This window comes from Streptomyces sp. NPDC052020, assembly GCF_040680575.1.
Classification (GTDB): Bacteria; Actinomycetota; Actinomycetes; order Streptomycetales; family Streptomycetaceae; genus Streptomyces.
The window spans coordinates 1-26,138 of record NZ_JBFAWY010000026.1; the positions used below are offsets into that span (position 1 = coordinate 1).

The following is a 26,138-nucleotide window of genomic DNA, read 5'->3' on the forward strand; positions in this document are numbered from 1 at the left end:
GTCCTCGTACACGGCCCGGATGACCGCGCCGATCCGGCGGTCGCCGCGCGACAGCAGGCCCTCGACGATGCCGGGCTTGCCGTCGTGGTACCGGAGGCACGCGTGTGGCGCGTGCCCGGCGACCGGCGTCCGCCTCAGCGGGCGCGGTGACCCGGGACCGTGCAGTCGAAGGCGTGCAGGTACGGGTTGACCGGGCGTACGTCGTCGATGACCAGGCCCGCGCCGGTGAGCCGGCCGACCATGCTCTCCGTGGTGTGCTTGGCACCGCCGACGTTGAGGAGGAGCAGCAGGTCCATCGCGGTGCTGAACCGCATCGAGGGCGTGTCGTCGACGAGGTTCTCGATGACCACCACCCGCGTTCCCGGACCGCCCGCCTCGATGACGTTGCGCAGCGTCCGGGCGGTGCTGTCGTCGTCCCACTCCAGGATGTTCTTGATGATGTAGACATCGGCCCGGACCGGGACGGCCACCCGGCAGTCGCCGGGCACGATGCGCACGCGGTCCGCGAGCGCGCCTCCCGCCCGCAGCCGTGGATCGGCGTTCTCCACCACGCGCGGCAGGTCGAGCAGGGTCCCCTGGAGCGAGGGGTGCTTCTCCAGCAGGCTCGCCACCACGTGGCCCTGGCCGCCCCCGATGTCGGCGACCGAGGAGCTCCCCGACAGGTCGAGGAAGTGCGCGACGTCCCGCGCGGACTGCACGCTGGAGGTGGTCATGGCCCGGTTGAAGACGTCGGCCGACTCCGGGGCGTCCTCGTTGAGGTAGGTGAAGAACTCCTTGCCGTACAGGTCCTCCACCACGTTGCGGCCGGTGCGCACCGCCTCGTCCAGCCTCGGCCACGCGTCCCACGTCCACGGCTCGGTGCACCACAGCGTGATGGCGCGCAGACTGTGCGGGTCGTCCTCGCGCAGCAGCCGGGACATCTCGGTGTGGGTGAACGTCCCGTCCGGCTGCTCGGCGAAGACGCCGTGGCAGGACAAGGCCCGCAGCAGCCGGCGCAGCGGCCGCGGTTCGGTCTTCACCGCCGCCGCCAGGTCCTCCACCGCCCGCGGACCGTCGTCGAGCGCGTCGGCGACCCCGAGCCGGGCGGCCGCGCGGAGGGCGGCGGCACACGCCGCCCCGAACACGAGCTCCCGCAGCCGCATGGACGGCGCCGGAGCGGTCTGTACGGTCGTCATGTGCCGCCTGTCCTCCCAGGTTTGCGCGGACGGCTCGGGCCGGCCGGTCAGCACAGGCCCGCGGGCTTGGAGGCCCCGCAGGAGTTGCCGTCGAAGGTGTTGCCCTTGCCGGTGTCCGCGTTGACGAGGTCGGCCGGGGAGTTGTTCTCCAGGGTGTTGCCGGTGATCCGGTTCCGCTCGCTGGTGGCGCCCACCATGCTCTTGGACAGGACGATGCCGCCCGACATGGAGAAGGCGCCGGCGTTGTCCTCGACCACGTTCTGCGTCAGGACGGAGTCCTCGACGCCGGTCATGACGATGCCCGAGCCCTGGAGGGCGTCCAGGCGGGCGGTCTTCGGGCACGACTTGTTGTTCCGCACGACGCGGTTGCCGTGCACGGTGAGGGCGCCGGCCCGCGGCTTGTTCTCGTCGCCGACGAGGAAGATCCCCGCGCAGTTGCCGGTCACGAGGTTGTCCGCGACGGTGAGGTTGCGCAGGCGCCGGACGGTGAGCCCGATCCGGTTGCCCTCCAGCCGGTTGTCCGCGACGACCGCACCCCGGCTGTCCGCGGCGCCCTGCTCGGCGCTGACCGTGTTGGCGACGAACAGGCCCGCGTCGCCGTTGTCCCGGGCCGTGTTCTTGCGGAACACGCCGCGGACCGACTGCTCCTGGGCGATGCCCCACACCCCGTTCTTCACCGCCGTCACGTTCCGCACGGTCAGCCGGTCGGTCGCGACGGCGTACACGCCGTGCTTGGTGAAACCGGTGACGGTCAGGGAGGTGACGGTGACGTCCGCGACGGGGCGGTCCTTCGTGCCCACCACACAGATGCCGTTGCCGTCCTCGGCGCAGGTGCCCGCGGCCTTGTCGGTGCCCGGCTTGATCACGGTGCTGCGGCCCGCGCCGCGCAGCGTCAGCCCGGGCGTGCTGACCTTGACGCTCTCGTGGTATGTGCCGGCGGTCACGAGGACGGTGTCCCCGGGCGCGGCCGCGTCGACGGCCTTCTGGATCGACTCGCCCGGGGTGACCACGTGCGTCCGGTGGTCGGCCTGCGGGGCGGCGCCGATCCCGACCCCGATCAGCGTGGCAGTGCACGCCAGGTACGTGATATGGCATTTGTTCATATTGCGCACGGTATGATCGGGGCATTCCGAACCCGGTGAATGGTCCATCCGGTGGCGTGTCCCGCCGGACGGCCCGTCAGGCCCGTCCCCCCGGGGCCGTCCGCCCGCGCGGCCGGTGCCGGAGGTCCTCCGGGTACGCCCGTACGGCCGTGCTCGCTGCCCGCGGCGGTACCCCGGACGAGCCGGGGTCCGGGCAGGGCGGTCAGGGCCGGGCGTCCGCCGGATGGGCCAGGTCGTACGGCCGCGGGTAGGGCGCCGGCCGATAAGCGGCATACCGGGCGCCGCCCGCCGGATCCGCCGCGCGGGCGCGGGCGTTGAGGGTGGCCGGTGCGGTGTCCCAGCGGCCGGAGTCCAGCCGGTGCTCCAGGGTGTGCAGGGCGGCGACCATCTCGCCGGTGGTGAACGTGCAGTGGCCGGGGGCGCGGACGTACGCCTGGCCGAGGAGCGGGCCGGCGCCGGCGGCGGTGGCGGCCCGCCGGTAGGCGCTCTCGGCGGCCACCGGGATCAGGGCGTCCCCGGTGGTGTGGATGGCCAGTTGGGGGTCGGTGAGCCTGCCGGACAGGACGCTGGTCTGCCGCATCCACCGTACGGCGGCGGGGTCGGCCGAGACGCGGGGTGCGCGGTTCAGCGCCGTGAGGTCCGCCCGCAGCGAGGCTCCCGCCTCCTTGTAGAGCTCGGTCACCTCCTTGTACAGCGGTGACGCGCGGAGCATGGCGGCGTAGTCGACGCCCGTGTTCCACGAGGGGTTGCCGCCCGCCCGGCTCTCCGCCTCGTGCCGCCAGCCGAAGGCGGGCAGCTGCACCAGGCCGCGCACGGCCGCGTACTGGTTGGCCTGCCGGCTCGCCCGGTCGTCGGGGGCCGGCTCGCTCTGGTCGGGACTGTTGTGGCCGGGGATGTGGTGCAGGGCGGCGGCGAGCGCGATGCGGGCACGGCCCCGCGGGCTCCGCTGAGCGGCGTCCACCTCGGCGGTCAGCGCGCCCGCGGCGGTCCGCGCCGCCGCCTGGTCGGCGAAGCCGGTGAGCGGGATGGCGGAGTCCGGGGCCAGCAGGGTCTTGAGCGCGAAGACGGGGTCGAGGGTGCTGTTCCAGTTGGCGATGCCGCCCTGCACCAGTCCGCACATGGCCAGCGAGCCGTCGAAGCGATCGGCGTGCCGCTCGGCGAGCACGGTCGTGACCAGCCCGCCGTAGGAGGTGCCCCAGGCCAGGGTCCGCCGGGCCCGGCCGAATCTGTCGGTGAACGTCTCCAGCGTCGCCAGCTGGTCGGGGACGGCCTCGGCGACGGCCCAGCCGGTCGTCGCGTAGGAGGAGCCGATCAGCGCGTACCCCTCCCGCAGCAGCTTGTCCCGGGTGTTCGGGTCCGGTGCGTTCTGGGCCGGGTTGGGCTGCCCGGCGGCGGTGTAGCCGTGGCTGTACAGCAGCACGGTCCCGTTCCACGCGGCGGGAACGTCCATCATGTAGGCCGCGCCGGAGGGGAGCCGGCCTTCGAGACGGGTGTCCTGGGCGGCGGCGTGCGCGGGAAGCGCGGTCGCGGCGCACAGGGAGACGGTCAGCAGGGCGAGGCGGCTCTTCAACGGGGGGTTCCTTCCGGGGCGGGGGCGGTGGCCCGGGACATGGGGGAGTCGAGTGTGTCGGTGTGCGTCTCGCGCATGCGCCACACGGTGAGGGCCGTGACGGCGGCACCGGCGCACAGCAGCAGGGCGACGGGTGTGCTGCCGCCGCCGTACGAGGCGAGGAGGCCGCCGGCGATCATCGGCGAGAAGCCGGCGCCGACGAGTGTGGCCGCCTGGTAGCCGAGGGAGGCGCCGGTGTAGCGGACCGCGGTGCCGAACAGTTCGGTGAGCAGGGCGCCGAGCGGGCCGTACATCGTGGACTGGGCGACGCCGTGGCCGAGGGCGAGGGCGAGGATCAGCAGGCCGGGGGAGCCGGAGTCGACCAGGGCGAGGACGGGGAAGGCCAGAGCGGCGGAGGCGACGGCGCCGGCCAGCACGACGGGGCGGCGGCCCACCCGGTCGGACAGCGCCGAGGCGGCGGGCAGCACCGCGAGCGCCACGCAGGAGGCGACGGTCACGGCGGTGAGGACCTGCGGGCGGCTGTAGCCCTCGTCGACGGCGTACGAGATCATGAAACCGGTCAGCAGCGACTGCGCGGTGAACGCGCCGATGCCGGCGCACGCGGCCAGCAGGACGGGCTTGGGCCGGCGCAGCACCTCCACCACCGGCGGCGTGCGCGCCGGCTCCTGCCGTGCCTCGGCGAACAGCGGGCTCTCGGCGACCTTGAGGCGTACGAACAGGCCGACGGCCAGCAGGACGATGCTGAGCAGGAACGGGACACGCCAGCCCCAGGCGCGGAAGTCGTCGTCGGGGAGGGCGGAGACCAGGGTGACCACACCGGCCGAGAGCACCGAGCCGAGCGGGGCGCCGAGCTGGGTGAAACTGGACCACAGGCCACGCCGGTCGCCCTGGGTGCGTTCGGCGTGTTCGACGACCATCAGGGTGGCCCCGCCCCACTCGCCGCCGATGGCCACGCCCTGGACGACGCGCAGGGCGATGAGCAGGACCGGCGCCCACACGCCGATGGCCTCATAGGTCGGCAGCAGACCGATCAGGAAGCTGCCGCAGCCCATCAGGACCATGGTCAGCAGCATCATCGACTTGCGGCCGACGCGGTCGCCGAAGTGGCCGAAGACGATGCCGCCGAGCGGGCGGGCCACATAGCCCGCGGCGAAGGTGCCGAAGGCGGCGATGGTGCCGACCGCGGGATCGGCCTCCGGGAAGAACAGGTCGCCGAAGACCAGGGCGGCGACGGTGCCGTAGACCAGGAAGTCGTAGAACTCGACGGCGGTGCCGAGCAGTCCGGACAGGGCGACGCGGCGCAGTTGCCGGGTGTCCGGGGAGGGGTGACGGGGGGACGTGCGGGATGGCTGCACGGTGAGCTCCCTGATGCCGTGGGGCGCCACCGGTGGGGGACCGCACCGGTGCCCCGGTGAAGTTAGGCACTGATCGTGCGGCCGTCAATCATGTGCGCAACATCGGTCGCTCCGGCCAATCTTCCGGTGCAACACAACTATTGACGTCAGCAATCATTGCTCTTAGCTTCGAGTTCGTGGCGCCCCTTCACCGCCGACGCTCCGGTACGGGGCGTGCCATCGCCCGAGCGCATCCGCGCACCTCCGCACCCGACGCACGCAACGCACCCCCGTGTCACCGCCCGAGAGGACTCGCACGTGTCCAGCATCGATCTCACCGGCAAGGCCGCCGTCGTCACCGGCGGCGGCCGGGGCCTCGGCCTCGCCTACGCCCACGCGCTCGCCGCCCACGGCGCGTCCGTCGTCGTCAACGACGTCGACGAGGCGGTGGCCGGGGCCGCCGTGAAGTCCCTCACCGAGGCCGGCGGCACCGCCGTCGCCGAGGTCGTCGCGGTCGGCACGAGCGAGGCCGCCGACCGGCTGGTGAACCGTGCCGTCACCGAGTTCGGCCGGCTCGACATCATGGTCACCAACGCAGGGATCCTGCGTGACAAGGTCTTGTGGAAGATGACCGACGACGACTTCGACGCGGTCGTCACCACCCATCTCAAGGGCACGTTCACCTGCGCCCGCGCCGCCGCCGTCCGCATGCGCGAGCAGGGCGAGGGCGGCACGCTGGTCCTGGTCGGCTCCCCGGCCGGGCAGCGCGGGAACTTCGGGCAGACCAACTACGCCGCCGCCAAGGCCGGCATCGCCGCCATGGCCCGTACCTGGTCCATGGAACTGGCCCGCGCCGGCGTCACCGTCAACGCGATCGTCCCCGTCGCGGCGACCGCGATGACCGAGACCATCCCCGCCTTCGCCCCGTACGTCCAGGCCATGAAGAACGGCGAGCCGCTCCCGGACCTCCTGCGCAAGGGCGAAGGCTTCGGCACCCCCGAGGACTGCGCGGCCCTCGTCCCCTTCCTCGCCTCCGACGCCGCCCGGGACGTCACCGGCCAGTGCATCGGCATCGGCGGCGACAAGGTGGCCCTGTGGTCGCACCCGCAGGAGATCCGCGCCGCCTACGCCGACGGCGGCTGGACCCCCGAGGCGCTGGCCGCCGCCTGGCCCGCCTCGGTCGGCGCCGAACTCCAGACGGTGGGCATCCCCGCCCCGAAGCTGCCGGAGGCACGGTGAACACCGGGGACCTGACCGCCATCGACGTCCACACCCACGCCGAGGTGTCGTCCAAGAACCACTCCTCCCTGGACGACGACCTGCACGACGCCTCCTCCGCCTACTTCAAGGTCGAGGGCAAGCGGAAGCCGACCCTGGAGGAGACCGCCGCCTACTACCGCGAGCGGAAGATGGCCGCCGTCATCTTCACCGTCGACGCCGAGTCCGCCACCGGCACCGCGCCCGTCCCCAACGAAGAGGTCGCCGAGGCCGCCGCCGCCAACGCCGACGTCCTCATCCCCTTCGCCTCCATCGACCCGTTCCGGGGCCGGGCGGGGGTGCGGCGGGCCCGCCGCCTGGTCGAGGAGTACGGCGTCAAGGGCTTCAAGTTCCACCCCAGCATCCAGGGCTTCTTCCCCAACGACCGCGCCGCGGCGTACGGCCTGTACGAGGTGATCGAGGAGACCGGCACCATCGCCCTGTTCCACACCGGGCAGACCGGCATCGGCGCCGGCCTGCCCGGCGGGGGCGGCATCCGCCTGAAGTACTCCAACCCCCTCCACGTCGACGACGTCGCCGCCGACTTCCCGCACCTGAAGATCATCCTGGCGCACCCGTCGTTCCCCTGGCAGGACGAGGCCCTCGCCGTCGCCACCCACAAGCCGGGCGTGCACATCGACCTGTCCGGCTGGTCCCCGAAGTACTTCCCGCCGCAGCTCGTGCAGTACGCCAACACCCTGCTGAAGGACAAGGTCCTCTTCGGCTCCGACTTCCCCGTCCTCACCCCGGACCGCTGGCTCGCCGACTTCGCGAAGCTGCCGATCAAGGACGAGGTGAGGCCGAAGATCCTCAAGGAGAACGCCGCCCGCCTGCTCGGGCTGACGACACCGTAAAGGGGCGCGACGATGCGCAACGAGGGACTGGGGTCGTGGCCCGCACGCCGGGCCCGCAAGACCCCGCACCGCACCGCCCTGATCCACCACGACACGACGGTCACCTACGCGCGGCTGCACGAACGCACCACCCGCCTCGCCCACGCCCTGCGCGCCCGGGGCGTCCGGCGGGGCGACCGCGTCGCCTACCTCGGCCCCAACCACCCCTCCTACCTGGAGACGCTGTTCGCGGCCGGCACGCTCGGCGCCGTCTTCGTCCCGCTCAACACCCGGCTGGCCGGCCCCGAGATCGCCTACCAGCTCGCCGACTCAGGAGCCCGGGCGCTGCTCTACGGCCCCGCGCACACCGGGCTGGTCGCCGGACTGCCGGGCGGCACGGACGTGCGGACCTACGTCCATCTCGGCGACGAGTACGAGGAGATGCTGGCCGGCGCCGCCGGCGAACCGATCGACGAACCCGTCGCCGCCGACGACACCTGCATCATCATGTACACCTCGGGGACGACCGGCCGCCCCAAGGGCGCGATGCTCAGCCACGCCAACCTGACCTGGAACGCGGTCAACGTCCTCGTCGACACCGACCTGATCGCCGACGAGCGGGCCCTGGTCTCCGCCCCGCTGTTCCACACCGCCGGGCTGAACATGCTCACGCTGCCGGTGCTGCTCAAGGGCGGCGCGTGCGTGCTGGTGAAGGCGTTCGATCCGGCCGGCACCCTGGAGCTGATCGAACGGCACCGGATCACCTTCATGTTCGGGGTCCCGGCCATGTTCGACCAGATGGCCCGCCATCCCCGCTTCCCCGAAGCGGACCTGTCCTCGCTGCGCATCCTCACCTGCGGCGGCTCACCGGTACCGACCCCGCTCATCGCCGTATACCAGGAGCGCGGCCTCACCTTCCTCCAGGGCTACGGCATGACCGAGGCGGCTCCCGGCACCCTCTTCCTCGACGCCGAGCACGCCGTCACCAAGGCCGGTTCGGCGGGCGTGCCGCACTTCTTCAGCGACGTACGGGTGGTGCGGCCGGACCTGACGCCCGCCGGCGCCGGCGAGACCGGCGAGGTCGTCGTGCGCGGCCCGCACGTCATGTCCGGGTACTGGGGGCTGCCCGAGGAGACGGCCGCCTCCTTCACGGACGGCTGGTTCCGCAGCGGGGACGCCGCCCGCACCGACGAGGACGGATACGTCTACATCGTCGACCGCATCAAGGACATGATCATCTCGGGTGGTGAGAACGTCTACCCCGCCGAGATCGAGGATCTCCTCCTCGCCCATCCCGACGTGGCCGAGTGCGCGGTCATCGGCGTGCCCGACGACAAGTGGGGGGAGGTGCCGCGCGCGGTCGTCGTACCCCGCCGGGGCGCCCGGCCCGACCCGGGCGGGATTCTCGCCTCGCTCGCCGGGCGCCTCGCCAAGTACAAGATCCCCAAGACACTGGTGATCGCGGACGAACTACCGCGTACCGCCTCCGGAAAGCTCCTCAAATCCCAGGTGCGCCGACGCTACGGCGACCAACCCTCACCCTAAACGAAAGGTTTACACATGAGTATCACCGTCAACGGCCTCGACGAACTGAGGAAGCTGGCCGGCAGCGATCTGGGCACCAGCGAGTGGATCGAGGTCACTCAGGAGCGCATCGACACCTTCGCCGACGCCACCGGCGACCACCAGTGGATCCACGTCGACCCCGAGCGCGCCAAGGACGGCCCCTTCGGCGCCCCCATCGCCCACGGCTACCTCACCCTCTCCCTCTTCATCCCCCTGTTCACCGAACTGCTGGACGTCCGGGGCGTCACCACGAAAGTCAACTACGGCCTGAACAAGGTGCGTTTCCCCGCACCGGTGAAGGCGGGTTCCCGGATCCGGCTGGCCGGGCGGCTCGCCGCCGTCGAGGAGGTGTCCGGAGGGGTGCAGATCACCGTGGACGGCACCCTTGAGATCGAGGGCGGCGCCAAGCCAGCGGCCGTTCTTCAGAGCCTGTCCCGGTTCTACGCCTGAGCGCCGCGGACCGTCCCGGGGCCGCGCGAGCGGCCGCCTTGCGGCCCGGCCCCCTCGTACGCGGCTGGTGTGCCGGGTGGTCCAGCGCCTCCGTCCGCCTCAGCCAGAACCCGGACGGCCCTGGCCCGCCCTGCCCAGAACCCCGGCGGCCCGGGAACGGTATGTGGGGCTCAGTGACGGGTCGGCGGCGAGGCGGGCGAAGGTCCGTACGCCTTCCCACCGGTCGATCCGGCAGAGCTCTTCGGCGGCTTCGATCCGGGGGAGCTGGTCCCAGAGGGTGGGGTCCTCGGCGATCGCGGCCAGCAGACGCACACCGTCCTCCTGGTACCGCGTCATGCGGGCCAGCGCGGTGGCGGCCCGGACACGTGCGACGACATCATCTCCTGGGGCTCCGCGGCGATGGCGGAGGCGGGCGGCGCAGCAGGGCCGACTTGCCGCCGCCCGCCTCCGCGAGGAGTATCCGCAGGCGGCTCCGGTCCACGAAGAGGGCTTCGGCGGGCACCGGGCCGGCGGCCCCGGCCGGATCGCCGGACGCGGGCTCCCGGTGCCGGGTTCCGTCGCCTCGCGGAGGCCGGACGTCGATCTGCTGGGGGATGTGGACCTCGGTCAGCGAGGGCAGGGCCGCGCCGTCGCCGAGGCCGGGGTAGGGATGGTGGCCGGCGACGCGCCGGGCTGCCCTGAGGTAGTCGTTCAGCCCCGCGCCGGGGTCGGTGGGGTGACCGTGGCCGGGAGCGGCGTAGTACGTGGTCTGGTGGGCCCGGCCGACCGCCAGCCCGCCCCACGAGGCGCTTGCGGTACGGCCCCTGGGCAGGCGGACACGCCGACGCCGCGTCGGGGCGAGCGGCCCGGCCCTCGGTGCGCGGGGCCGCCGGAGCGGGGTGCGGGGCTTGCGGGGTGCCGGGCGCGCTCAGCCCTGGTGCGGGCCCGGCCGCGGAGGGGACCCGATGGTCACATCCCCCATGCGCAAGGCGGCCGCCGAGCCATGGTCGGCCCGGACGGTCACGTCACCACCGATGGTCTGCCCGCCGTCTCCCGTCGCTCCGGTGGCGTACGTGCCAAGGAGCGCGCGCAGCCCTTCGGCGGCCGACTCCCGCTCCTCGTCGTCCAGTTCCTCGAGGACCGTCTCGAAACGTGCCTGCCACGCGGCCTGCCGGCCCACCCTCACCCGGGTGTCGCCGTCACCGTCGGCCAGGGCTCTGGCGTCGTGGTCCAGGCGCTCCAGCACGACACGCTAGCGGCCTTCGTCCCCTCGGGCGAACCACCGGGCGACGGCCCGCTGGAACCCTTGCCAGCCACTCGTTCCCGCGGCCTGCACCACCACGGTGCCTCCGGCCGCGGCCAGAGCCGTCAACGCCTCTCCGAGCATGTGCCGTCCCTTCGGTCCCCGCGTGTCCGTGCCTGAGAAGGCCAAGCCCCATCGGCCCCCTCCGCGGGGCCGTCATGGGCCACACGGTCCCGCGGTGACCCGGGGTTCCCGGAAGACGTGAGCCCCGTGGCCGCGCGCGCGTGGGGGAGCGGCCCCGGGTTCAGGGCGAGGGGGTGCCGTTCGCGGGGGTGTCCGCGGTCTCCAGCGCGGCGACGAGCCGGTCCAGCGCCGGCAGTGCCTGGGCGAGCGCCCGCCGGTCGGCGGCGGGCAGCTCGTCGACGACCCGGGTGAGGGCCGCGGTGCTGGCCCGGTCGTAGCGCCCCAGCAGCTCCAGGGCCTCCCGCGACGCGGTGAGGACCACGGTGCGCTGGTCGTGGGCCGGGCGGACGCGTTCCACCAGCCGGTCGGCGGCCATGGTCCGGACGAGGTTGCTCACGGTGGACGGCGCCATCCGCAGGCGGGCGGCGACCGTGCCGGGGGAGAGGCCCTCGGGTGACGTGGACAGCGTCCGCAGGAGCTCGATCTGCGCTTCGGGCAGGTCGGGCAGGCCCTCGGCGTTCCGCGTGGCGCGCAGCACGGCGCGCCGCAGCGGTCCGAGCAGCCCGCCCAGTCCGGCCGCGATCCCGGCCGCCCCCGCCCGGTGCGGGCGTTCGCCGCCGTCCCTGTCCGCCGCTGTGTGAGTCTCGCGCATGCCTGGCATGCCTCCATTGTGGACCGAGGCCATAGAGTTTTGTAGCAAACATATTTTGTGGCACAGTCGATGGGGGAGGCGGAAGCGACGGGCCGGCCGAACCCCAGGCCGGCGGAGTCCGCCGCCCGCAGCACAGCAAGGAGCACCATGAACACCGGAAACGAGACCGCCACCACCGTCGAGAACCCCGTCCCGCCGCAGGACCTGTCCAAGATCACCGGGCACCGGTTCATCTACACCTACGCCAACGGGTGGCAGTACGAGATGTACGTGAAGAACGCCACGACCATCGACTACCGCATCCACAGCGGCATGGTCGGCGGCCGCTGGGTCAAGGACCAGGAAGTCGACCTGGTACGGCTCTCCGACGACCTCTACAAGGTCTCCTGGACCGAGCCGACCGGCACCTGCGTCGTCGTCAACGTGCTGCCCGGCCGGCGCGTCCTGCACGGCACCATCTTCTTCCCGCAGTGGATCGAGCGGGACGGGAGCAAGACGGTGCTCTATCAGAACGAGCACCTGGACGAGATGCGCGCCTACCGGGACGCCGGCCCGACCTACCCGATCTACGTCGTCCCCGAGTTCGCGCGCATCACCCTGTTCGAGTACGTCGGCGAGGACGACGAGACCATCGTCGCGGTCGGGCCGAACGACCTGCCCGAGGGCTTCGCCGACCGCGTCAACTGAGGCGCTGGGCGGGTTCGGAAGCGGCCGGCCGGGGCCCTCCGGGCCCGGGAGGAAACCGTCGGCGAGCGCGGCGGCCCACCGGCGCCGCCGCCGATAAGCGCTGGACATCACAGAGCGCCGCGGGGAGTGTTGACCGCGTGCAGCCGGAGGAGACATGGGGCGCCGACACGGCCCGGAACTACGACACGCCCGGGTCCGGCATGTTCGCCCCCGAGGTCCTGGAACCGACCGTCGACCGCCTCGCCCGACTGGCCGGGCAGGGGGCGGCGCTCGAGTTCGCCGTCGGCACCGGCCGGGTCGCCGTCCCGCTCGCCGGGCGCGGGATACCGGTCACCGGCATCGAGCTGTCACCGGCGATGGTGGAGCAACTGCGCACGAAGGCGGACGAGGCGACGATCCCCGTGGTCATGGGGGACATGGCGACCACGGTCGCCCCCGGGAAGTACTCCCTGGTCTACCTCGTCTACAACACCATCTCCAACCTGCTCACCCAGGCCGAGCAGGTCGACTGCTTCCGCAACGCCGCCCGGCACCTCACGCCCGGCGGCCGGTTCGTGGTCGAGCTCTGGGTGCCCGAACTGCGCACGCTGCCGCCGGGCCGAACGGCCACCGTCTGGCGGAGCGACCCCGGCTACATCGGTCTGGACACCTACGACGTCCTGCGTCAGCACGTCGTTTCGCACCACTTCCACTTCGACGGGACCGGACAGGCCCGGCTGTTCCGCAGCCCGCACCGCTACATCTGGCCGGCCGAACTCGACCTCATGGCCCGGCTGGCCGGGTTCGAACGGGAGAGCAGGCACGCGGACTGGGCCGGCGCCCCCTTCACCGCCGAATCCCGGTCCCACGTCTCCGTCTACCGGCTCCCGCCGGCCCGGTAGCCACGCGGCCGGCCCCGGGCGTCCCGGCCCGAGCCCGGTCCAGGGCTCGCCCGGCCGCCCTGAGCCCTTCCGGCACGCGTCGCGTCAGCCGAGCCGCGCCTCCAGGTCGAGGAGGAGGGTGCGCAGATCGTCGGCGATCCGGCGGCGCTCGTCCGTGCCGAGCGACCTGAGGAGGTCGGACTCGAAGGCGAAGTGGTTCTCCAGGTCGCGGTCGAGGTCGGACACCGCCTCGGGGGTGAGCCGGACGATGGAGGAGCGGCCGTCCTCGGGGGAGGCGGTCCGGGTGATCCACCCCTCCTGCTCCAGACGCTTGAGCCGCCCGCTCAGGCCGGCACCGGAGACGAGCATCGCCTGCCGCAGCTGGCCCGGGGTGAGGGCATAGGGCGGGCCGACACGGCGGAGCGCGCGCAGTACGTCGAAGTCACCGAGGTTGCTCACCAGCATCCCGGGGCGCCGGCGCAGACGCCGGTTCTGGGCTTCGTCGATCAGCTGGCCCAGGCGCTGGATGCGGGCGAGTACCTCGCTGGGGGAGACGTCGAGCCGGGGGCAGGAGGCGGCCCACTGCCGTGAGGCGGTGTCGACGGCGTCCGACGCGGACATATCTTTCGCTCTTTCTCTAAGCGGTCTCTGCGGTCTCTGCGGTCTTCTGGTGGTCTCTGCGGTCTCTGGTGGTCTCTGGTGGTCTCCAAGCGTTCACCGAGTGCCCCCTGGCGGAGACTGAGTGAACGCGGGTGGCTCCGAGGGCTTTCCGAGCGGTACGCGGGCAGTCTCCGGGCGGTCCGGGCGGGGGGCGGGCGCCACCAGGCTAACCGTGGCGGCCGGACGCCGGGCGGACGGTCGGCGCCTCCGGACACAATTGATTCGTTCGCGAACTACCTATAGCGTGAGTGGCATGCATAGCGAGCACGTCTCCCCCGTCCTCACGGATCCTGAGGCCCGGGCCTCGGTGGCCCCTCGCCGGCGCTCACCCGGTCTGGTCCTGGCGAGTGCGAGCCTGGGCACCCTGCTGGTCATCCTGCTGACCTCGGGCCTGAACATCGCCTCCCCGGCCATCCGGTCGTCCTTCCACGCGGGCGGAACCGCGATCGGCTGGGTGCTGTCCGGCTACACCCTCGCCTTCGCGATGCTGTCGCTCACCGGCGGTGCGCTGACCGACCGGTTCGGCGCCCGTCGCGTCTTCCTGGGCGGACTGGGTGTCTTCACCGTGTTCAGCCTGGTCGCGGCAGCCGCCCCCTCGGTGGCCGTGGTGGTCGTGGGCACGTTCGGCCAGGGCGTCGGCGCCGCGCTGGTCCTGCCCTCGGCGCTCACCCTCATCCAGTTCGTCTACCAGGACGTTCCCGGCCGGCTCTCCTGGGCGATCGGCATGTGGGCGGGGGCGAACGCGCTCGGGGCCGCGCTGGGGCCCGTACTGTGCGGGGCGCTGGTGTCGGTGTCGTCCTGGCGGGCCATGTTCCTGGCCGTCGCCGTGCTCGCGGTCGTCTTCGCGCTGGTCGGACGCCCGGTTCTGCCGCTGCTGCGCGGTGGGGGAGCCCGGCTCGACCTGCCGGGCCTGGTCGTGATGGTGGTACTGCTGGGACTGGTGGCCTTCCTGGCCCATGACTGGCGCGCGCTCCCGGCGTGGGCTCTCGGGGCCGGTGTGGTGGCCGCCGCCGCGGCGGTGTGGCTCTTCGGCAGGGTCGAGCGGCGTGCCGCCGCGCCGATGCTCCCGCTCGGCCAGCTGCGGGACGTCCCGTTCAGCGCGAACGCGGTGGTGACCGTGGTCGGCACGGCCGCGTTCTTCGGCACCCTGTACATCGTCAGCATGGGACTCCAGGACGAACTGGGCATGTCCGCCTTCCAGGCGGGGGTGGCCCTGCTTCCCCTGGCCGGCGGCAACATCGTGGCCGCCCTGGCGGCCGGGCGGGTGATCGGCCGGCTCGGCGTACGCGGGGCGATGGTCCTCGGCTCCGCGCTCGTCGTCGCCGTCCTGATCCCCATGCCGCTGGTCTTCGAACGGTACGGCCCGCTGCTGGTGCTGCTGGTCTTCCTCGGCATGGGCTGGGGCCTGCTGGTGCCGACCACGTCGGCGGCCGGGCTGGCCCGGGCCGTGGCGGGCAAGGAGGGGGTGGCCTCCGGCGTGACGGCGGGCGGCCGAGAGCTGGGCGCGGCGCTCGCCGCGGCGACGCTGCTGCCCTTGGGGATCAGGGCGGGGATCTGGGGAGCGGCCGCTGTCGGACTCGTCTCGCTGCTGGTGGTACTGGTCTCGGTACGGGCCGTGGACGGGGCTCCCGCGTCCCGCTCCTGACGCGCTCACCCCCGCCGCCGCACCCGCCGCCCGGGTGCGGCGGCGAGGTGTTGCCGCACGAGGCCGGGGCGGACCATCGCGTTCCGCGGCCGGGGACGGGCCGCCCCGAGGGCGGTTCGGTTCCGGGAGCCGCCGCTCTCGGCGGGGGCCCCGGGCCGGTGTACTACTCGCTGCGCAGGCGTCGCGCACCGGACCGCCCCGCGCGCCGCCCTCCAGGAACGGCTGCGTACCCGCACCGCCGGCCGCTGGGCCGAGGTGCTGCCGGCCGCCGGAGGTCCGGCCGGGCCGGTCAACGCCTCGACGAGTCGTTCGCCTACGCCGAACGCCTCCTCGGGGAGGCCGCGGTGGAGGCCGGCGGCGCCCACCTGGTCCGCCTCAGCGCCACTCCGGCGCGTTACCGGCTCGCGCCGCCCGCGCTGGGCGAGCACGCGGACGCCGTCTTCCCCGCCCGCCGCGGCCACGGCGCCCGGCATACGCGCGTCCGCCCGGCTGCGCCACGGCAGCCGGGCGGACGCCTCCGGCGGCGGGGCGGACGCCTCCGGCGGCGGGGCGCCGTGGCGTACGACTGCCCCGGGGCCCGCGTCCCCGGCCCGCCGGAACAAGGGCGGGACACGACAGCGGGGCGGCCGCCGCGCCGGTGTCCGGTGCGGCGGCCGCCCCTGCGTGGGTTCACCGGCCTGCGGGCCGGGGGAACCACGCGCGCTACGTGCGGTTCCCCTTCGGCTTGCCCCGCTGGTCGGGAGTACCGTGCGGCGGCGGGCTCATGGGCTGCGGAGAGGTCGCGGGCGACACGGGCGACCCCGTGTGGCCCTGGGCCTGCTCGGGGCGCAGCGCGCCGGGGTCACCCGACGACGGCTCGGCGCCGGACTTCAACTGCTCCAGACGGGCCGCCAGCAGCTCCGTCACCGGCAGGCGGTCGGCGTGCGACCGCTCGTACGCCAGCAGCTCCTCCACCTCCTCGACACCCAGCGACCGGATGCGGCTCTCCAGCCCGCCGATCGGCAGATGGTCGTAGTCGGGCAGGGGAAGGGTGTTGCGGGCGGGGTCGGCCATGGTTCTCACTTCCTCTGTACGGCGGCCTTGCGGCGCGGCCGGGGGCACGGCGGTCGAAGCGGCGCCGGATCAGCGCCCGCCCGGACCACCGCTGCCGAACGAGCCGCTGCTGCCCTCGTCCCAGCGGGGCCGTTCCCCCGTCGCGGCGGAACGGTCGCCCATGGTGCCGTGCCCCTTCAGCTGGTGCGGCGTCAGGCGCTCCTCGCTGCGGGGCATCTCGTCGGGTTCGCGGTTCTCCCTCACCTCGCGGACCGGGCCCCCCTCGGGCATCCGGGGCTGCTCCTCCGGGCGGGGCGGGGGCGACTCCCGGCGCTTGCTGCGGATACCGATAGCGAAGGCACCGATCAGCAGGGCCACCACCACGACGGCGGCCACGCCCAGCCCGACACCGAGGGCGCCACGGCCCGCGGCCAGATCCATCCATGCGGTCGTCATGGCACGCGAGTACCCCGCGCGGCCCCGGCCAACCGGATCACCTCGACCGGGCCGCTCGCGTCTGCGAACGGTTCGCCTTGCGGATCGCGTCGAGCAGCTCCGGCTTGCTCATCCGCGACCGGCCCGCGACCCCCAGCCGCTTGGCGACGCCGTACAGGTGCTCCTTGGACGCCTGCTCGTCGACGCCCTCACCGCTGCGGCCGCCCTGCTGCCGCGGCCGGGCCGAACGCGGGTCCGAGGGCCCCTTGCGGCCGCCCTCCTTGCGCTCCCAGTGGTCGCCGACCTTCTCGTACGTGTGCTTCAGCGCGCCGTAGGCCACCCGGTGCGCCCGCTCGCCCTCGCCGTACTCCTCCACGGCCGAGTCGTGCGCCTTGATCCAGGTGCGCTGGGCGTCCTGCGGGGACCGCTCCAGGGTCGACGGCAGTTCCTCACGTCCCGGCACGGGACCCACCTCCGTCCTCTCGGGTTCGCCGAAGGAGCACGAGTGCCCGGCGGGAGGGTCCGAAAACGGCCGAGAACCCTTGGGAACACTGGGCGGAAGGCGGGTTTGACGCCCCCCGGCCGGGGCTACCCGCGCCCTGTGACATCGACGACATCGCAGCAGGAGCTCTTCCGGTTCCTGGAGGACCGCTTCGCCTGCGCCCAGGCGTGTACCGAATGCGCCCGCGCCTGCGCGGTGCGCGCGAGCCTCGTGGATCCGGACGGGGTCGAGAACCAGGAACTCGTACGACGCAAGGGCATCATGTGCGCGGAGGTGTGCGACGCGACCTGCCGTGTGCTGTCCGAGCAGAACCAGGTGGACGAGGAGGCGATCCGCGTCCAGGTCGAATGGTGCCGGCAGGTGTGCCTGGAGAGCGCGCACGTCTTCGACGAGCACCCCGGCGCCGCGGAGACCGCGAAGGTGTGCCGGGCCTGCGCCAAGGCGTGCACGGACTTCCTCACCACCCTCGGCTGACCGCGCCGCCGGGCCACCGCGGGGGCCCGGTGCCGCGCGGGCCCCGGCTCACTCACGCGGATCCGGGAGGCGCCGGTCCCTCTGGCGGCTCCCGGCGACCGCGTGCTAGCAAGAACCATGACCGCACACGGGGTACGGGGCGCCTACGACGCCGTCATCGTCGGCGCGGGCCACAACGGGCTGGTCGCCGCCGCCTACCTCGCCCGGGCCGGGCGCTCCGTCCTGGTGCTGGAGCGTCTGGGGCACACCGGCGGCGGGGCCGTCTCCGCGCGGCCGTTCACCGGCGTCGACGCGCGGCTGTCCCGGTACTCCTACCTGGTCAGCCTGCTGCCCCCGAAGATCGTGCGCGACCTCGGCCTGGACGTCCGACTCCGCCCGCGCACCGTCTCCTCGTACACGCCCGTGGAGCGCGACGGACGGCCCACCGGGCTCCTCGTCGGCGGCGGCGAGCAGCGGACCCGTGCCTCGTTCGCGCGGCTCACCGGCTCGGACCGCGCGTACGAGGCATGGCGCCGCTTCTACGGCATGACCGGACGCGTCGCCCAGCGGGTGTTCCCCACCCTCACCGAGCCGCTGCCCACCCGCGAGGAGCTGCGCCGCCGCATCGACGACGAGGACGCCTGGCGGGCCCTGTTCGAGGAGCCGGTCGGCGTGGCGATCGAGGAGCGCTTCACCGACGACACGGTGCGCGGCGTGGTCCTCACCGACGCCCTGATCGGCACCTTCGCCGACGCCCACGACGCCTCCCTGAAACAGAACCGCTGCTTCCTGTACCACGTGATCGGCGGCGGCACCGGCGCCTGGAAGGTGCCCGTCGGCGGGATGGGAGCCCTCACCGGCGCGCTGGCCCGGGCGGCCCGCGCGGCGGGCGCCGTCATCGCCACCGGGCACGAGGCCGTGGGGATCGCCACCGACGGCCGCTCGGCGGAGGTCGCCTACCGGACCGCCGAGGGCGAGGGCGTCGCCGCGGCGCGGCACGTCCTGGTGAACGCCTCCCCGCACGAACTGGCCGCGCTGACGTCGGCCCCGGCCCCGGCCCGCGCCGAAGGCTCCCAGCTCAAGGTGAACATGCTGCTCACGCGGCTCCCGGCGCTGCGGGACCGCGCGGTCGACCCACACGAGGCGTTCGCCGGGACCCTCCACGTCGCCGAGGGCTACGCGCAGCTGGCCGCGGCCCACGCCGAGGCGGCGGCCGGCCGGGTGCCCGCCGTGCCGCCCTCGGAGATCTACTGCCACACGCTCACCGACTCCACGATCCTCGGCCCCGGCCTGGCCGGGCGGGGCCTGCACACCCTCACCCTCTTCGGCCTGCACGCTCCGGCCCGGCTGTTCGCCCGGGACAACGGCGCCGTGCGCGAGGAGCTGCTGCGGGCGACGCTCGCGCAGCTCGACGCCCACCTGGCCGAGCCGCTCGCCGGCTGCCTGGCCACGGACGCGCAGGGGCGGCCGTGCATCGAGGCCAAGAGCCCGCTCGACCTGGAGCGGGAGCTGCGGCTGCCCGGCGGCCACATCTTCCACCGCGACCTGTCCTGGCCCCACGCCGGGGCGGGCACCGGCCGCTGGGGTGTGGAGACCCCGCAACCCCGGGTGCTGCTGTGCGGGGCGGGCGCGGTGCGCGGCGGCGGGGTGAGCGGAGTGCCCGGGCACAACGCGGCCATGGCGGTGCTGGAGGCATCACGGGGCTGACGGGCGCATGCGTCGCCGAGGGAGGGGTACCGCGACATAACGGAAATTCCGTGACGTACTACCAGAGGGAGGCTGTCATGGCGGACCTCAGCCCCATCGACCTGCAGAAGGCCCTCAGCGGCATGGACTACCCGACGGACAAGAAGCACCTGGTGGAGCGTGCCCGCAAGAACAAGGCGGACGAGAAGGTCGTCAGCCGCCTCGACGGCCTGAAGCAGGACCGCTTCGACGGACCCAACGAGGTGCAGAAGGCCGTCTTCAACGAGTAGCGGGCGGCCCACGGGCCGCCCGGCCCCGGCCGGCGGGGGCGCCCGTCCGGGCCGGCTCAGTCGGCCGACGCCGTCCAGCCGGCCGCCTCGATCCGCGCCGCGTCCGCCGGGCGCGCCTCGTCGAAGAGGACCCCTGCGGCCGCCTGGACGCGCAGGCCGTCGACATACGCCCCGCGGCCCACGTACAGCCGGTCGGTCGCGTACCGCCAGCGCGTCGCGAGCCGGCGGGCGGCCGGAAGATCCGCGGCGACCCGGTGCCAGACCCGTCCGGACCAGCCGGTGACCGAGCCTGGACGGCGCCGCGGCTCCCCGCCCGCGCGGGCGGTCGTGAAGGGGACCGGACGCCAGGTGGCGCCGCCGTCGTCCGTGGCCTCCAGGGTCAGGGTGTCCGGTCCCGGCTCCGTGTCCCACCACAGGGCACAGGTCAGCCGGGCCCCGCCGGAGGAGGTGTCCAGCGCGGGCAGGGCGAGCGTCGCCGTCGCGGCGTTCCGCATCCCCGAGAACCAGGCGGTGCGTCCCCGCGCGGGACGGACCGGCACGGCCCGCGCCAGGTTGTTCGCGGCGGCCACGCGCGGCGCGGAACCGGACCGCCAACTACGCGCCGGGTGGACCGAGTTGCCCAGTACGACGAGAAAGGAGTCGGTCGTCGGATCCAGGACCAGCGAGGTGCCGGTGAAGCCGGTGTGCCCGGCGGTGCGCGGCGTGGCCATCGCGCCCATGTACCAGTGCTGGTGCAGCTCGAAGCCGAGCCCGTGCTCGTCGCCGGGAAAGGCCGTGTTGAAGTCGGTGAACATCAGCTCCACCGATTCCGGGCGCAGGATGCGCGCCCGGCCGTAGGAACCGCCGTTGAGCAGCGTCCGGGCGAGGACGGCCAGATCCCAGGCGCGGGAGAAGACTCCCGCGTGCCCCGCGACGCCCCCGAGACTGTAGGCGTTCTCGTCGTGCACCTCGCCCCACACCAGCCCCCGGTCCAGGCCGGACCAGGGCCTGCGGGCGTCCTCGGTGGCGGCGATCCGGGGTCTCCAGGAGGCGGGCGGGTTGTAGCGGGTGCGGCGCAGCCCCAGCGGGCCGGTGATCTCCTCGCGCAGCAGGGTGTCCAGGGCGCGGCCGGTGATCCGCTCCAGCACCAGCTGGAGCGCGATGAGGTTCAGGTCGGAGTACAGGTAGGCGGTGCCGGGCGGAGTGAGGGGTGCCTCGTCGTGGACGAGCCGGATCCTCTCCTCGTACGTCGGCGCGTTGTACAGGGGTATCCAGGCCCGGAACCCGGAGGTGTGGGTGAGCAGGTGACGGATCGTCATGTCCTGCTTGCCGGCCCGGCCGAACTCCGGCAGATACGAGGCGACCGTCGCCTCCAGCCGCAGGGCGTCCCGCTCCATCTGCTGCACGGCCAGGAGCGAGGTGAACAGCTTCGACACCGACGCCAGGTCGAACACGGTCTCCCGGGTCATGGGGATCTGTGCGTCGGGCGGGAACTCGACGCCGGTGCCGGTCTTCTCGTCGTATGCCCGGTAGCGCACCGCCATGCCGATCGGCTCGTGCAGTGCCACGGTGCCGCCGCGCCCGGCGAGCAGCACGGCGCCCGAGTACCAGGGATGCTTGGGGGAGGGGCCGAGGAACGCCTCGGCGTCGGTGACGAGCTGCCGCAGATGGGCCGGGAGCAGACCGGCGCGCTCGGCGGTGCCGTGGCGCAGGGTCGGCCGCCGCCGCGCCCGGTCCGGGACGGCCGACGCGGGCCCGGCGGCGAAGGGCGCGATCGCCAGCGCCCCGCCCAGGGCCAGGGCGCCCAGGTGCCGCCGTGTGTAGCCGTTCGCCGCCTCCGCCATCGAAAGCCTCCCGCCGCCCAGGCTGAAAGTATCTTTCCGGGAATTCCGTGCGGGGTGAAACTTTCCTGTCAGCGGGGGAGTGTGTCAATGGGGCGGGCGAGATGTGGCCGGGTTCCGCGGACCTCCGGGCAGGGGCCGGGGAAAGCCGGTCGCGACCGGTGTGCGCTCAGGCCGCGGCCCCGCGCGGCGGTGAACCGGCCGCTTCCGTGCTGCCGGACAGGACGGCGCGCGGGTCAGGCGGGCGCGGGCAGCCAGGCGCGGGCCGCGCAGACCAGGGCGCCGACGCCGGTGGCGAGGGTCGGCTCGACGACGGGGGCGAAGTGGGGGGAGTGGTTGGAGGGCAGGCCGCGGACGACGTGCTGGACGGCTTCCAGGTCGGTGGCGTCGGCGAAGGCTTGCGGGTCCGCGCCGCCGAGGAGCCAGTAGACGCAGGGCGCGTCAGCGGCGGTGGCGAGGATGCCGACGTCCTCGCTGCCCGTGACGGGCCCGGGGTCGACGACCCGGCCGGGACCGAGGTCGGCGGTGAAGGCGCGCTCGACGAGGGAGCAGGCACCGGGGTCGTTGAACACGGAGGGGAAGGACTCGGTGAGGGTGATGTCCGGATCGCGGGGTGCCGCGGAGGCCGCGGCCTCGGCCCGGACGACACGCTCGACGGCGGCCAGCACCGTGTCCCGCACGGACGGCTCGAACGTGCGGACGCTCAGCAGGAGTTCGGCCCGGTCGGCGATGACGTTGCCGCGGGTGCCGGCGTGCAGGGCCCCGACGGTCAGGACCGCGGTGGAGGACCCGGAGACCTCGCGGGAGACGACGCCTTGCAGGCGCATCACGGTGGCCGCCGCCATCACCACGGGATCGACGGTCGTCTCCGGCCGGGAACCGTGGCCGCCCTGCCCGTGGAGGACGACGGACAGCGAGTCGGAGGCGGCGAAGGCCGGTCCGGGATGGAGCCCGAGGACCCCGGCCGGCAGGGGAGCGACGTGCTGGCCCAGGACGACGGCGGGCCGGCCGAAACGGTCGTAGAGGCCGTCGTCGACCATCGCCCGGGCACCCTGGCCGGTCTCCTCGGCCGGCTGGAAGACCAGCAGGGCGGTGCCTCGCCAGGTGTGGCGGTTCGCGGCGAGCTCGGCGGCGGCGCCCAGCAGGCAGGTGACGTGCACGTCGTGGCCGCAGGCGTGCATGACGGGGACGGTGCCGCCGCCGCTGTCGGTGCCCTGGGCGGTACTGGCGTAGGGCAGGCCGGTCCGCTCCCGGACGGGGAGGCCGTCCATGTCGGCGCGCAGCAGGACGGTGGGGCCGTCACCGTTGCGCAGTACTCCCACGACCCCCGTCCCGCCGACCTCGGTGGCGGTCTCGTACCCCAGGGACCGCAGCCGGTCGGCGACGATCCCGGCGGTGCGTGTCTCCTGGAAGGCGAGCTCGGGGTGTGCGTGGAGGTCGCGGTAGAGCGATGCCAGGTCCGTCGCCGTGCCGGCTGCCGCCATCGTGGGTCCTCCGTCTTCGCGGTCGTACCGATTGTCCTGGGCGGGCGCGGGAGCCCGCCCTATGATGCTTCACCACCGCGGCCGGGGCGTACCCGGGCCGGTGCGCCTCGTGGGCGGCGGCGGTCGCGCCGGTTTCAGTGGTCGACCGGGTCGCGGACGAGGGGGCAGGTCATGCAGTGCCCGCCCCCGCGGCCCCGTCCCAGTTCGGCGCCGACGATGGGCACGACCTCGACGCCCGCGTCGCGCAGCAGGGCGTTGGTCTGGGTGTTGCGGTCGTAGGTGAAGACGACGCCGGGCTCCACGGCGACGGCGTTGTTGCCGCTGTCCCACTGCTGGCGCTCGGAGGCGTACGCGTCGCCGCCGGTCTCCACCACGCGCAGGGCCTTCAGCCCCAGCGCCCGGGCCACCACGTCGACCAGGGGCCGGGAGCCCTCGTCGATGACGTCCAGGCCGTACATCTTGTCGGTCGGGTACAGCGAGAAGGTGTGGATCGACTCCACGATGCGCGGATACACCGTCACCAGGTCGCGGTCCGCGAAGGTGAAGACGGTGTCCAGGTGCATGGCCGACCGCAGCTTGGGCATGGCGGCGACGATGACGTGCTCGGCGGCGCCGTTGCGGAACAGGGCGGCGGCGACCTGGGTGATGGCCTGCCGGGAGGTGCGTTCGCTCATGCCGATCAGGACGGCCCCCCTGCCGATGGGCATGACGTCGCCGCCCTCGATCGTCGCCTGGCCCCAGTCCTCCTCCGGATCGCCCCACCACACGGTGGAGCCGCGGAAGTCCGGGTGGAAGGTGTAGACGGCCTTCATCAGCAGCGTCTCGTCGTGCCGGGCGGGCCAGTACAGCGGGTTGAGGGTGAGCCCGCCGTAGAGCCAGCAGGTGGTGTCGCGGGTGTACAGCGTGTTGGGCAGGGGCGGCATCAGGTACTCGCGGGCACCGGTCGACTCTCGCGCGAGGGCGAGGTAGCCGGAGCGGAACTCGTCCGGCAGATCCGTGGTGGCCAGGCCGCCGATCAGGTGCTCGGCCAGCCGGCGCGGAGGCAGACCGTCGAGGTAGGCGCGTGTGTCGTCGACCAGCCCGATGCCCACCTGATTGCTGACGATCTTGCGGTCCAGCAGCCAGGCGCGCGCCTCGGGCAGGGTGACCGTCTCGGCGAGCAGATCGTGCAGTTCCACGACCTCCACACCACGGTCGTTCAGCTGCCGGACGAAGTCGGCGTGGTCGCGCTGGGCGCTCTCCACCCACATCACGTCGTCGAAGAGGAGCTCGGCGGCGTTGGTGGGGGTCAGCCTCTTGTGCGCCCGGCCGGGCGCGCACACCAGGACCTTGCGGAGCCTGCCGACCTCGGAGTGGACACCGTGGGCGGACGCGGCCGGGGCGTGGGAGCTCATACGTTCCTTTCCCGATGGGTGCCGTGGGCACGGCGCTCACGGTCACAGCTCGATCCGGCCGAGAGCCAGCGCGAGGACGCCGAGCACCGCTCCGGCCACGGAGACGAGGAAGATGACGAGTTCGGCCGGGGTGAACACGCGCCGGTCCCGCTCGCGCCGGGCCATCGCGAACAGGATGGTCGCGGGCGCGTAGACGACGAAGGACACCAGCAGGTACTTCAGCCCGGCCGCGTAGACGAGGAAGGCGGTGTAAAGGGTCGCGAGGGCCGCGACGGGCAGGGCGCGGCCCCGCCCGGCCGCCGGGTCCCCGCCCGGCCGCCAGGCGATCTTGACCGCGAAGGCCGCGGCCAGCAGGTAGGGGATGAGCGACAGCGAGCTGGTGAGGTTGAGCGCGAAGTCGAAGGCGTCGTCGGACGCCAGTGTCACGATCAGCACGACCTGCGACAGCAGCGTCGTCAGCAGCAGCGCGGCCACGGGCGCGTCGGCCGGGGTCACCCGGCGCAGGAAACGCGGCATGTCGTCGTCGAGGGCGGCGACGAAGAGCACTTCCGCGGCCATCAGGGTCCAGGCCAGATACGCGCCCAGCACGGAGACGACCAGTCCGGCGCTGACGAAGACCGCTCCCCAGGTGCCGACCGCCTCCTCCAGCACGCCCGCCATGGAGGGCTGGCGCAGCCCGGCGATCCGGTCCATGGGGACGATGCCGTAGGAGACGAGGGTGACCGAGGCGAAGACGGCGAAGACGCTGAGGAACCCCAGCAGCGTGGCCCGGCCGACGTCCTCACGGCGCCGGGCGTGACGGGAGTAGACGCTGGCGCCCTCGATGCCCAGGAACACGAAGACGGTGGCGAGCATCGTGCCGCGCACCTGGTGGAAGAGCGATCCGGTGTGGTCGGCACCGCGGACGTTGTCGGCGAGGACGTCCGCGTCCAGGTAGAAGAGGGCCAGCACGACGAAGACGACGATCGGGATGATCTTGGCCACGGTCACGACGCGGTTGATGGCGGTGGCTTCCCGAACGCCCCGGCGCACCAGGAAGAAGAACCCCCACAGCCCGGCCGAGGACAGCACCACCGCCAGGACGGTGTCGCCTTCCCCGAGGGCGGGGATCACGGCCCCGGCCGTGGACATGATCAGCACCCAGTAGGTCACGTTGCCGACGCAGGCGCTGGCCCAGTACCCGAACGCCGAGAAGAAGCCGAGGTACTCGCCGAAGCCGGCCTTGGCGTACGCGTAGACGCCGGCGTCCAGGTCCGGGCGGCGCACCGCGAGGCTCTGGAAGACCAGGGCGAGCATGAGCATGCCCGTCCCGGCGATCGCCCAGGCGATGAGCGCGCCCGCGACGCCCGTCTCCTGGGCGAACCGCCCGGGCAGGGAGAACACGCCGGCGCCGACCATGGAGCCGACGACCATGGCGACCAGGCTGGGCAGTGCCAGCTTGGCCGGTGCGGACCCGGGACGCCCGCTCTCCGTTCCCGCGGAACTCATGGCCTGTCTCCCAAGGGTCGTCCGACGCCGGCAAGGCGATGCCCGAGACGCACCCGCCGGCGGCCCGAACGGGGGAGCCCGGGTCCCGGCACACGACCGCGGCCGGCCCGGCCCCCGGCGGACGCGGCCGCGGGCGACGGCCGGGCCACCGGACGCCCCGCGGCTCGCACGCACCGGTACCGCGGGGGCGTCGCCCAGGTCCGAGGCCCGCGGAATCCCCGGAACCCGGTGTCCGGGCGGCCCCACCGCCCTTCCCCACGCGTGCACGGTCAGCAGCACGGTAGTGCGCTCTGTGCTGTTTAGCACGTATTGGGGGCATTGGTGCCCCCTGTCGGGCGCGGCCCGCACGGAAAGGGC

General features: G+C 73.5%; 25 protein-coding genes. 10 read left to right on the forward strand and 15 right to left on the reverse strand.

Features of this window, described 5'->3' with window-relative positions:
* Positions 1-134: 134 nt before the first annotated feature.
* From AB0L74_RS24300 to AB0L74_RS24315, 4 genes are all read right to left on the reverse strand, one after another.
* Positions 135-1,175, reverse strand: a complete 1,041-nt coding sequence (locus AB0L74_RS24300; protein WP_365656086.1) for a methyltransferase — start codon at positions 1,173-1,175, stop codon at positions 135-137.
* Between the two features lie 47 nt (positions 1,176-1,222).
* Positions 1,223-2,278, reverse strand: coding sequence for a right-handed parallel beta-helix repeat-containing protein (locus tag AB0L74_RS24305; protein ID WP_365656089.1), 1,056 nt, complete (start codon positions 2,276-2,278; stop codon positions 1,223-1,225).
* Positions 2,279-2,480: 202 nt separating this feature from the next.
* Complete coding sequence (locus AB0L74_RS24310) at positions 2,481-3,848, reverse strand: DUF6351 family protein (RefSeq protein ID WP_365656092.1); 1,368 nt, start codon at positions 3,846-3,848, stop codon at positions 2,481-2,483.
* Positions 3,845-5,203, reverse strand: a complete 1,359-nt coding sequence (locus AB0L74_RS24315; RefSeq protein WP_365656096.1) for an MFS transporter — start codon at positions 5,201-5,203, stop codon at positions 3,845-3,847. Before AB0L74_RS24315 ends, AB0L74_RS24310 begins: the two co-directional genes overlap by 4 nt.
* A gap of 297 nt (positions 5,204-5,500) precedes the next feature.
* Between AB0L74_RS24315 and AB0L74_RS24320 the strand changes: the two genes are divergently transcribed.
* From AB0L74_RS24320 to AB0L74_RS24335, 4 genes are read left to right on the forward strand one after another with little or no spacing between them, the layout of a single operon-like run.
* Entirely contained in the window at positions 5,501-6,421 is a 921-nt protein-coding gene (locus tag AB0L74_RS24320; protein WP_365656099.1) for an SDR family oxidoreductase, read from the forward strand.
* Positions 6,418-7,293, forward strand: a complete 876-nt coding sequence (locus AB0L74_RS24325) for an amidohydrolase family protein (protein ID WP_365656102.1) — start codon at positions 6,418-6,420, stop codon at positions 7,291-7,293. The genes AB0L74_RS24320 and AB0L74_RS24325 overlap by 4 nt, the downstream gene beginning before the upstream one ends.
* 12 nt (positions 7,294-7,305) lie before the next feature.
* Positions 7,306-8,817: a long-chain fatty acid--CoA ligase gene (locus tag AB0L74_RS24330; protein WP_365656105.1), complete on the forward strand. Its 1,512-nt coding sequence runs from the start codon at positions 7,306-7,308 to the stop codon at positions 8,815-8,817.
* Between the two features lie 15 nt (positions 8,818-8,832).
* Positions 8,833-9,288, forward strand: a complete 456-nt coding sequence (locus tag AB0L74_RS24335) for a MaoC family dehydratase (protein WP_365656108.1) — start codon at positions 8,833-8,835, stop codon at positions 9,286-9,288.
* Positions 9,289-9,387: 99 nt separating this feature from the next.
* On the opposite strand, the gene AB0L74_RS24340 is transcribed toward AB0L74_RS24335, so the two are convergent.
* The 3 genes from AB0L74_RS24340 to AB0L74_RS24350 form a co-directional block, all read right to left on the reverse strand.
* A complete protein-coding gene (locus AB0L74_RS24340) occupies positions 9,388-9,624 on the reverse strand; it encodes a hypothetical protein (protein WP_365656111.1) in 237 nt (78 codons plus the stop codon).
* Between the two features lie 571 nt (positions 9,625-10,195).
* Positions 10,196-10,513: a hypothetical protein gene (locus AB0L74_RS24345; protein ID WP_365656114.1), complete on the reverse strand. Its 318-nt coding sequence runs from the start codon at positions 10,511-10,513 to the stop codon at positions 10,196-10,198.
* A 301-nt stretch (positions 10,514-10,814) separates the two neighbouring features.
* A complete protein-coding gene (locus tag AB0L74_RS24350; RefSeq protein WP_365656117.1) occupies positions 10,815-11,345 on the reverse strand; it encodes a MarR family transcriptional regulator in 531 nt (176 codons plus the stop codon).
* Positions 11,346-11,492: 147 nt separating this feature from the next.
* On the opposite strand from AB0L74_RS24350, the gene AB0L74_RS24355 reads away from it, so the two are divergent.
* Together AB0L74_RS24355 and AB0L74_RS24360 are read left to right on the forward strand one after the other, a co-directional pair.
* Positions 11,493-12,032: a phenolic acid decarboxylase gene (locus AB0L74_RS24355; RefSeq protein ID WP_365656120.1), complete on the forward strand. Its 540-nt coding sequence runs from the start codon at positions 11,493-11,495 to the stop codon at positions 12,030-12,032.
* A gap of 137 nt (positions 12,033-12,169) precedes the next feature.
* Complete coding sequence (locus tag AB0L74_RS24360; RefSeq protein WP_365656122.1) at positions 12,170-12,913, forward strand: class I SAM-dependent methyltransferase; 744 nt, start codon at positions 12,170-12,172, stop codon at positions 12,911-12,913.
* Positions 12,914-12,997: 84 nt separating this feature from the next.
* Here AB0L74_RS24360 and AB0L74_RS24365 read toward each other — a convergent pair whose 3' ends face one another.
* Entirely contained in the window at positions 12,998-13,513 is a 516-nt protein-coding gene (locus tag AB0L74_RS24365; RefSeq protein WP_365656126.1) for a MarR family transcriptional regulator, read from the reverse strand.
* Positions 13,514-13,805: 292 nt separating this feature from the next.
* On the opposite strand from AB0L74_RS24365, the gene AB0L74_RS24370 reads away from it, so the two are divergent.
* Positions 13,806-15,197 (forward strand): MFS transporter, encoded by a 1,392-nt coding sequence (locus AB0L74_RS24370; protein WP_365656128.1) that lies wholly within the window; start codon positions 13,806-13,808, stop codon positions 15,195-15,197.
* Positions 15,198-15,899: 702 nt separating this feature from the next.
* Here the strand turns inward: AB0L74_RS24370 and AB0L74_RS24375 are convergent.
* From AB0L74_RS24375 to AB0L74_RS24385, 3 genes are all read right to left on the reverse strand, one after another.
* A complete protein-coding gene (locus tag AB0L74_RS24375) occupies positions 15,900-16,250 on the reverse strand; it encodes a hypothetical protein (protein WP_365656130.1) in 351 nt (116 codons plus the stop codon).
* A 69-nt stretch (positions 16,251-16,319) separates the two neighbouring features.
* Entirely contained in the window at positions 16,320-16,685 is a 366-nt protein-coding gene (locus tag AB0L74_RS24380; RefSeq protein ID WP_365656132.1) for a DUF6479 family protein, read from the reverse strand.
* Positions 16,686-16,722: 37 nt separating this feature from the next.
* On the reverse strand, positions 16,723-17,127 hold the full coding sequence (locus AB0L74_RS24385) for a ChaB family protein (protein WP_365656134.1): 405 nt from the start codon (positions 17,125-17,127) through the stop codon (positions 16,723-16,725).
* A gap of 138 nt (positions 17,128-17,265) precedes the next feature.
* Here AB0L74_RS24385 and AB0L74_RS24390 point away from each other — a divergent pair, with 138 nt between their 5' ends.
* The 3 genes from AB0L74_RS24390 (at position 17,266) to AB0L74_RS24400 (ending at position 19,595) form a co-directional block, all read left to right on the forward strand.
* Positions 17,266-17,640: a ferredoxin gene (locus tag AB0L74_RS24390; RefSeq protein WP_365656136.1), complete on the forward strand. Its 375-nt coding sequence runs from the start codon at positions 17,266-17,268 to the stop codon at positions 17,638-17,640.
* A gap of 117 nt (positions 17,641-17,757) precedes the next feature.
* Positions 17,758-19,326, forward strand: a complete 1,569-nt coding sequence (locus AB0L74_RS24395; protein WP_365656138.1) for an NAD(P)/FAD-dependent oxidoreductase — start codon at positions 17,758-17,760, stop codon at positions 19,324-19,326.
* Between the two features lie 77 nt (positions 19,327-19,403).
* Positions 19,404-19,595 carry a DUF2795 domain-containing protein gene (locus tag AB0L74_RS24400; RefSeq protein WP_029387135.1) on the forward strand — a complete coding sequence of 64 codons (192 nt, stop codon included), beginning with the start codon at positions 19,404-19,406 and terminating at the stop codon, positions 19,593-19,595.
* 56 nt (positions 19,596-19,651) lie between these two features.
* On the opposite strand, the gene AB0L74_RS24405 is transcribed toward AB0L74_RS24400, so the two are convergent.
* The 4 genes from AB0L74_RS24405 to AB0L74_RS24420 form a co-directional block, all read right to left on the reverse strand.
* Positions 19,652-21,418, reverse strand: coding sequence for a serine hydrolase (locus AB0L74_RS24405; RefSeq protein ID WP_365656141.1), 1,767 nt, complete (start codon positions 21,416-21,418; stop codon positions 19,652-19,654).
* A 233-nt stretch (positions 21,419-21,651) separates the two neighbouring features.
* Positions 21,652-22,899: an amidohydrolase gene (locus AB0L74_RS24410; protein WP_365656144.1), complete on the reverse strand. Its 1,248-nt coding sequence runs from the start codon at positions 22,897-22,899 to the stop codon at positions 21,652-21,654.
* Positions 22,900-23,033: 134 nt separating this feature from the next.
* Complete coding sequence (locus AB0L74_RS24415) at positions 23,034-24,293, reverse strand: arginine deiminase (protein ID WP_365656147.1); 1,260 nt, start codon at positions 24,291-24,293, stop codon at positions 23,034-23,036.
* Between the two features lie 42 nt (positions 24,294-24,335).
* Positions 24,336-25,781, reverse strand: a complete 1,446-nt coding sequence (locus tag AB0L74_RS24420) for a basic amino acid/polyamine antiporter (protein WP_365656150.1) — start codon at positions 25,779-25,781, stop codon at positions 24,336-24,338.
* Between the last annotated feature and the right edge of the window lie 357 nt (positions 25,782-26,138).

Excerpts from the sequence above, each read along its gene's own strand:
- AB0L74_RS24365 (WP_365656126.1), bottom strand. The coding sequence starts at position 13,513 with ATGTCCGCGTCGGACGCCGTCGACACCGCCTCACGGCAGTGGGCCGCC.
- AB0L74_RS24405 (WP_365656141.1), bottom strand. The coding sequence starts at position 21,418 with ATGGCGGAGGCGGCGAACGGCTACACACGGCGGCACCTGGGCGCCCTG.
- AB0L74_RS24400 (WP_029387135.1), top strand. The coding sequence starts at position 19,404 with ATGGCGGACCTCAGCCCCATCGACCTGCAGAAGGCCCTCAGCGGCATG.
- AB0L74_RS24375 (WP_365656130.1), bottom strand. The coding sequence starts at position 16,250 with ATGGCCGACCCCGCCCGCAACACCCTTCCCCTGCCCGACTACGACCAT.
- AB0L74_RS24395 (WP_365656138.1), top strand. The coding sequence starts at position 17,758 with ATGACCGCACACGGGGTACGGGGCGCCTACGACGCCGTCATCGTCGGC.
- AB0L74_RS24335 (WP_365656108.1), top strand. The coding sequence starts at position 8,833 with ATGAGTATCACCGTCAACGGCCTCGACGAACTGAGGAAGCTGGCCGGC.
- AB0L74_RS24370 (WP_365656128.1), top strand. The coding sequence starts at position 13,806 with ATGCATAGCGAGCACGTCTCCCCCGTCCTCACGGATCCTGAGGCCCGG.
- AB0L74_RS24420 (WP_365656150.1), bottom strand. The coding sequence starts at position 25,781 with ATGAGTTCCGCGGGAACGGAGAGCGGGCGTCCCGGGTCCGCACCGGCC.
- AB0L74_RS24340 (WP_365656111.1), bottom strand. The coding sequence starts at position 9,624 with ATGACGCGGTACCAGGAGGACGGTGTGCGTCTGCTGGCCGCGATCGCC.
- AB0L74_RS24300 (WP_365656086.1), bottom strand. The coding sequence starts at position 1,175 with ATGACGACCGTACAGACCGCTCCGGCGCCGTCCATGCGGCTGCGGGAG.
- AB0L74_RS24305 (WP_365656089.1), bottom strand. The coding sequence starts at position 2,278 with ATGAACAAATGCCATATCACGTACCTGGCGTGCACTGCCACGCTGATC.
- AB0L74_RS24355 (WP_365656120.1), top strand. The coding sequence starts at position 11,493 with ATGAACACCGGAAACGAGACCGCCACCACCGTCGAGAACCCCGTCCCG.
- AB0L74_RS24350 (WP_365656117.1), bottom strand. The coding sequence starts at position 11,345 with ATGCGCGAGACTCACACAGCGGCGGACAGGGACGGCGGCGAACGCCCG.
- AB0L74_RS24330 (WP_365656105.1), top strand. The coding sequence starts at position 7,306 with ATGCGCAACGAGGGACTGGGGTCGTGGCCCGCACGCCGGGCCCGCAAG.
- AB0L74_RS24415 (WP_365656147.1), bottom strand. The coding sequence starts at position 24,293 with ATGAGCTCCCACGCCCCGGCCGCGTCCGCCCACGGTGTCCACTCCGAG.
- AB0L74_RS24410 (WP_365656144.1), bottom strand. The coding sequence starts at position 22,899 with ATGGCGGCAGCCGGCACGGCGACGGACCTGGCATCGCTCTACCGCGAC.
- AB0L74_RS24380 (WP_365656132.1), bottom strand. The coding sequence starts at position 16,685 with ATGACGACCGCATGGATGGATCTGGCCGCGGGCCGTGGCGCCCTCGGT.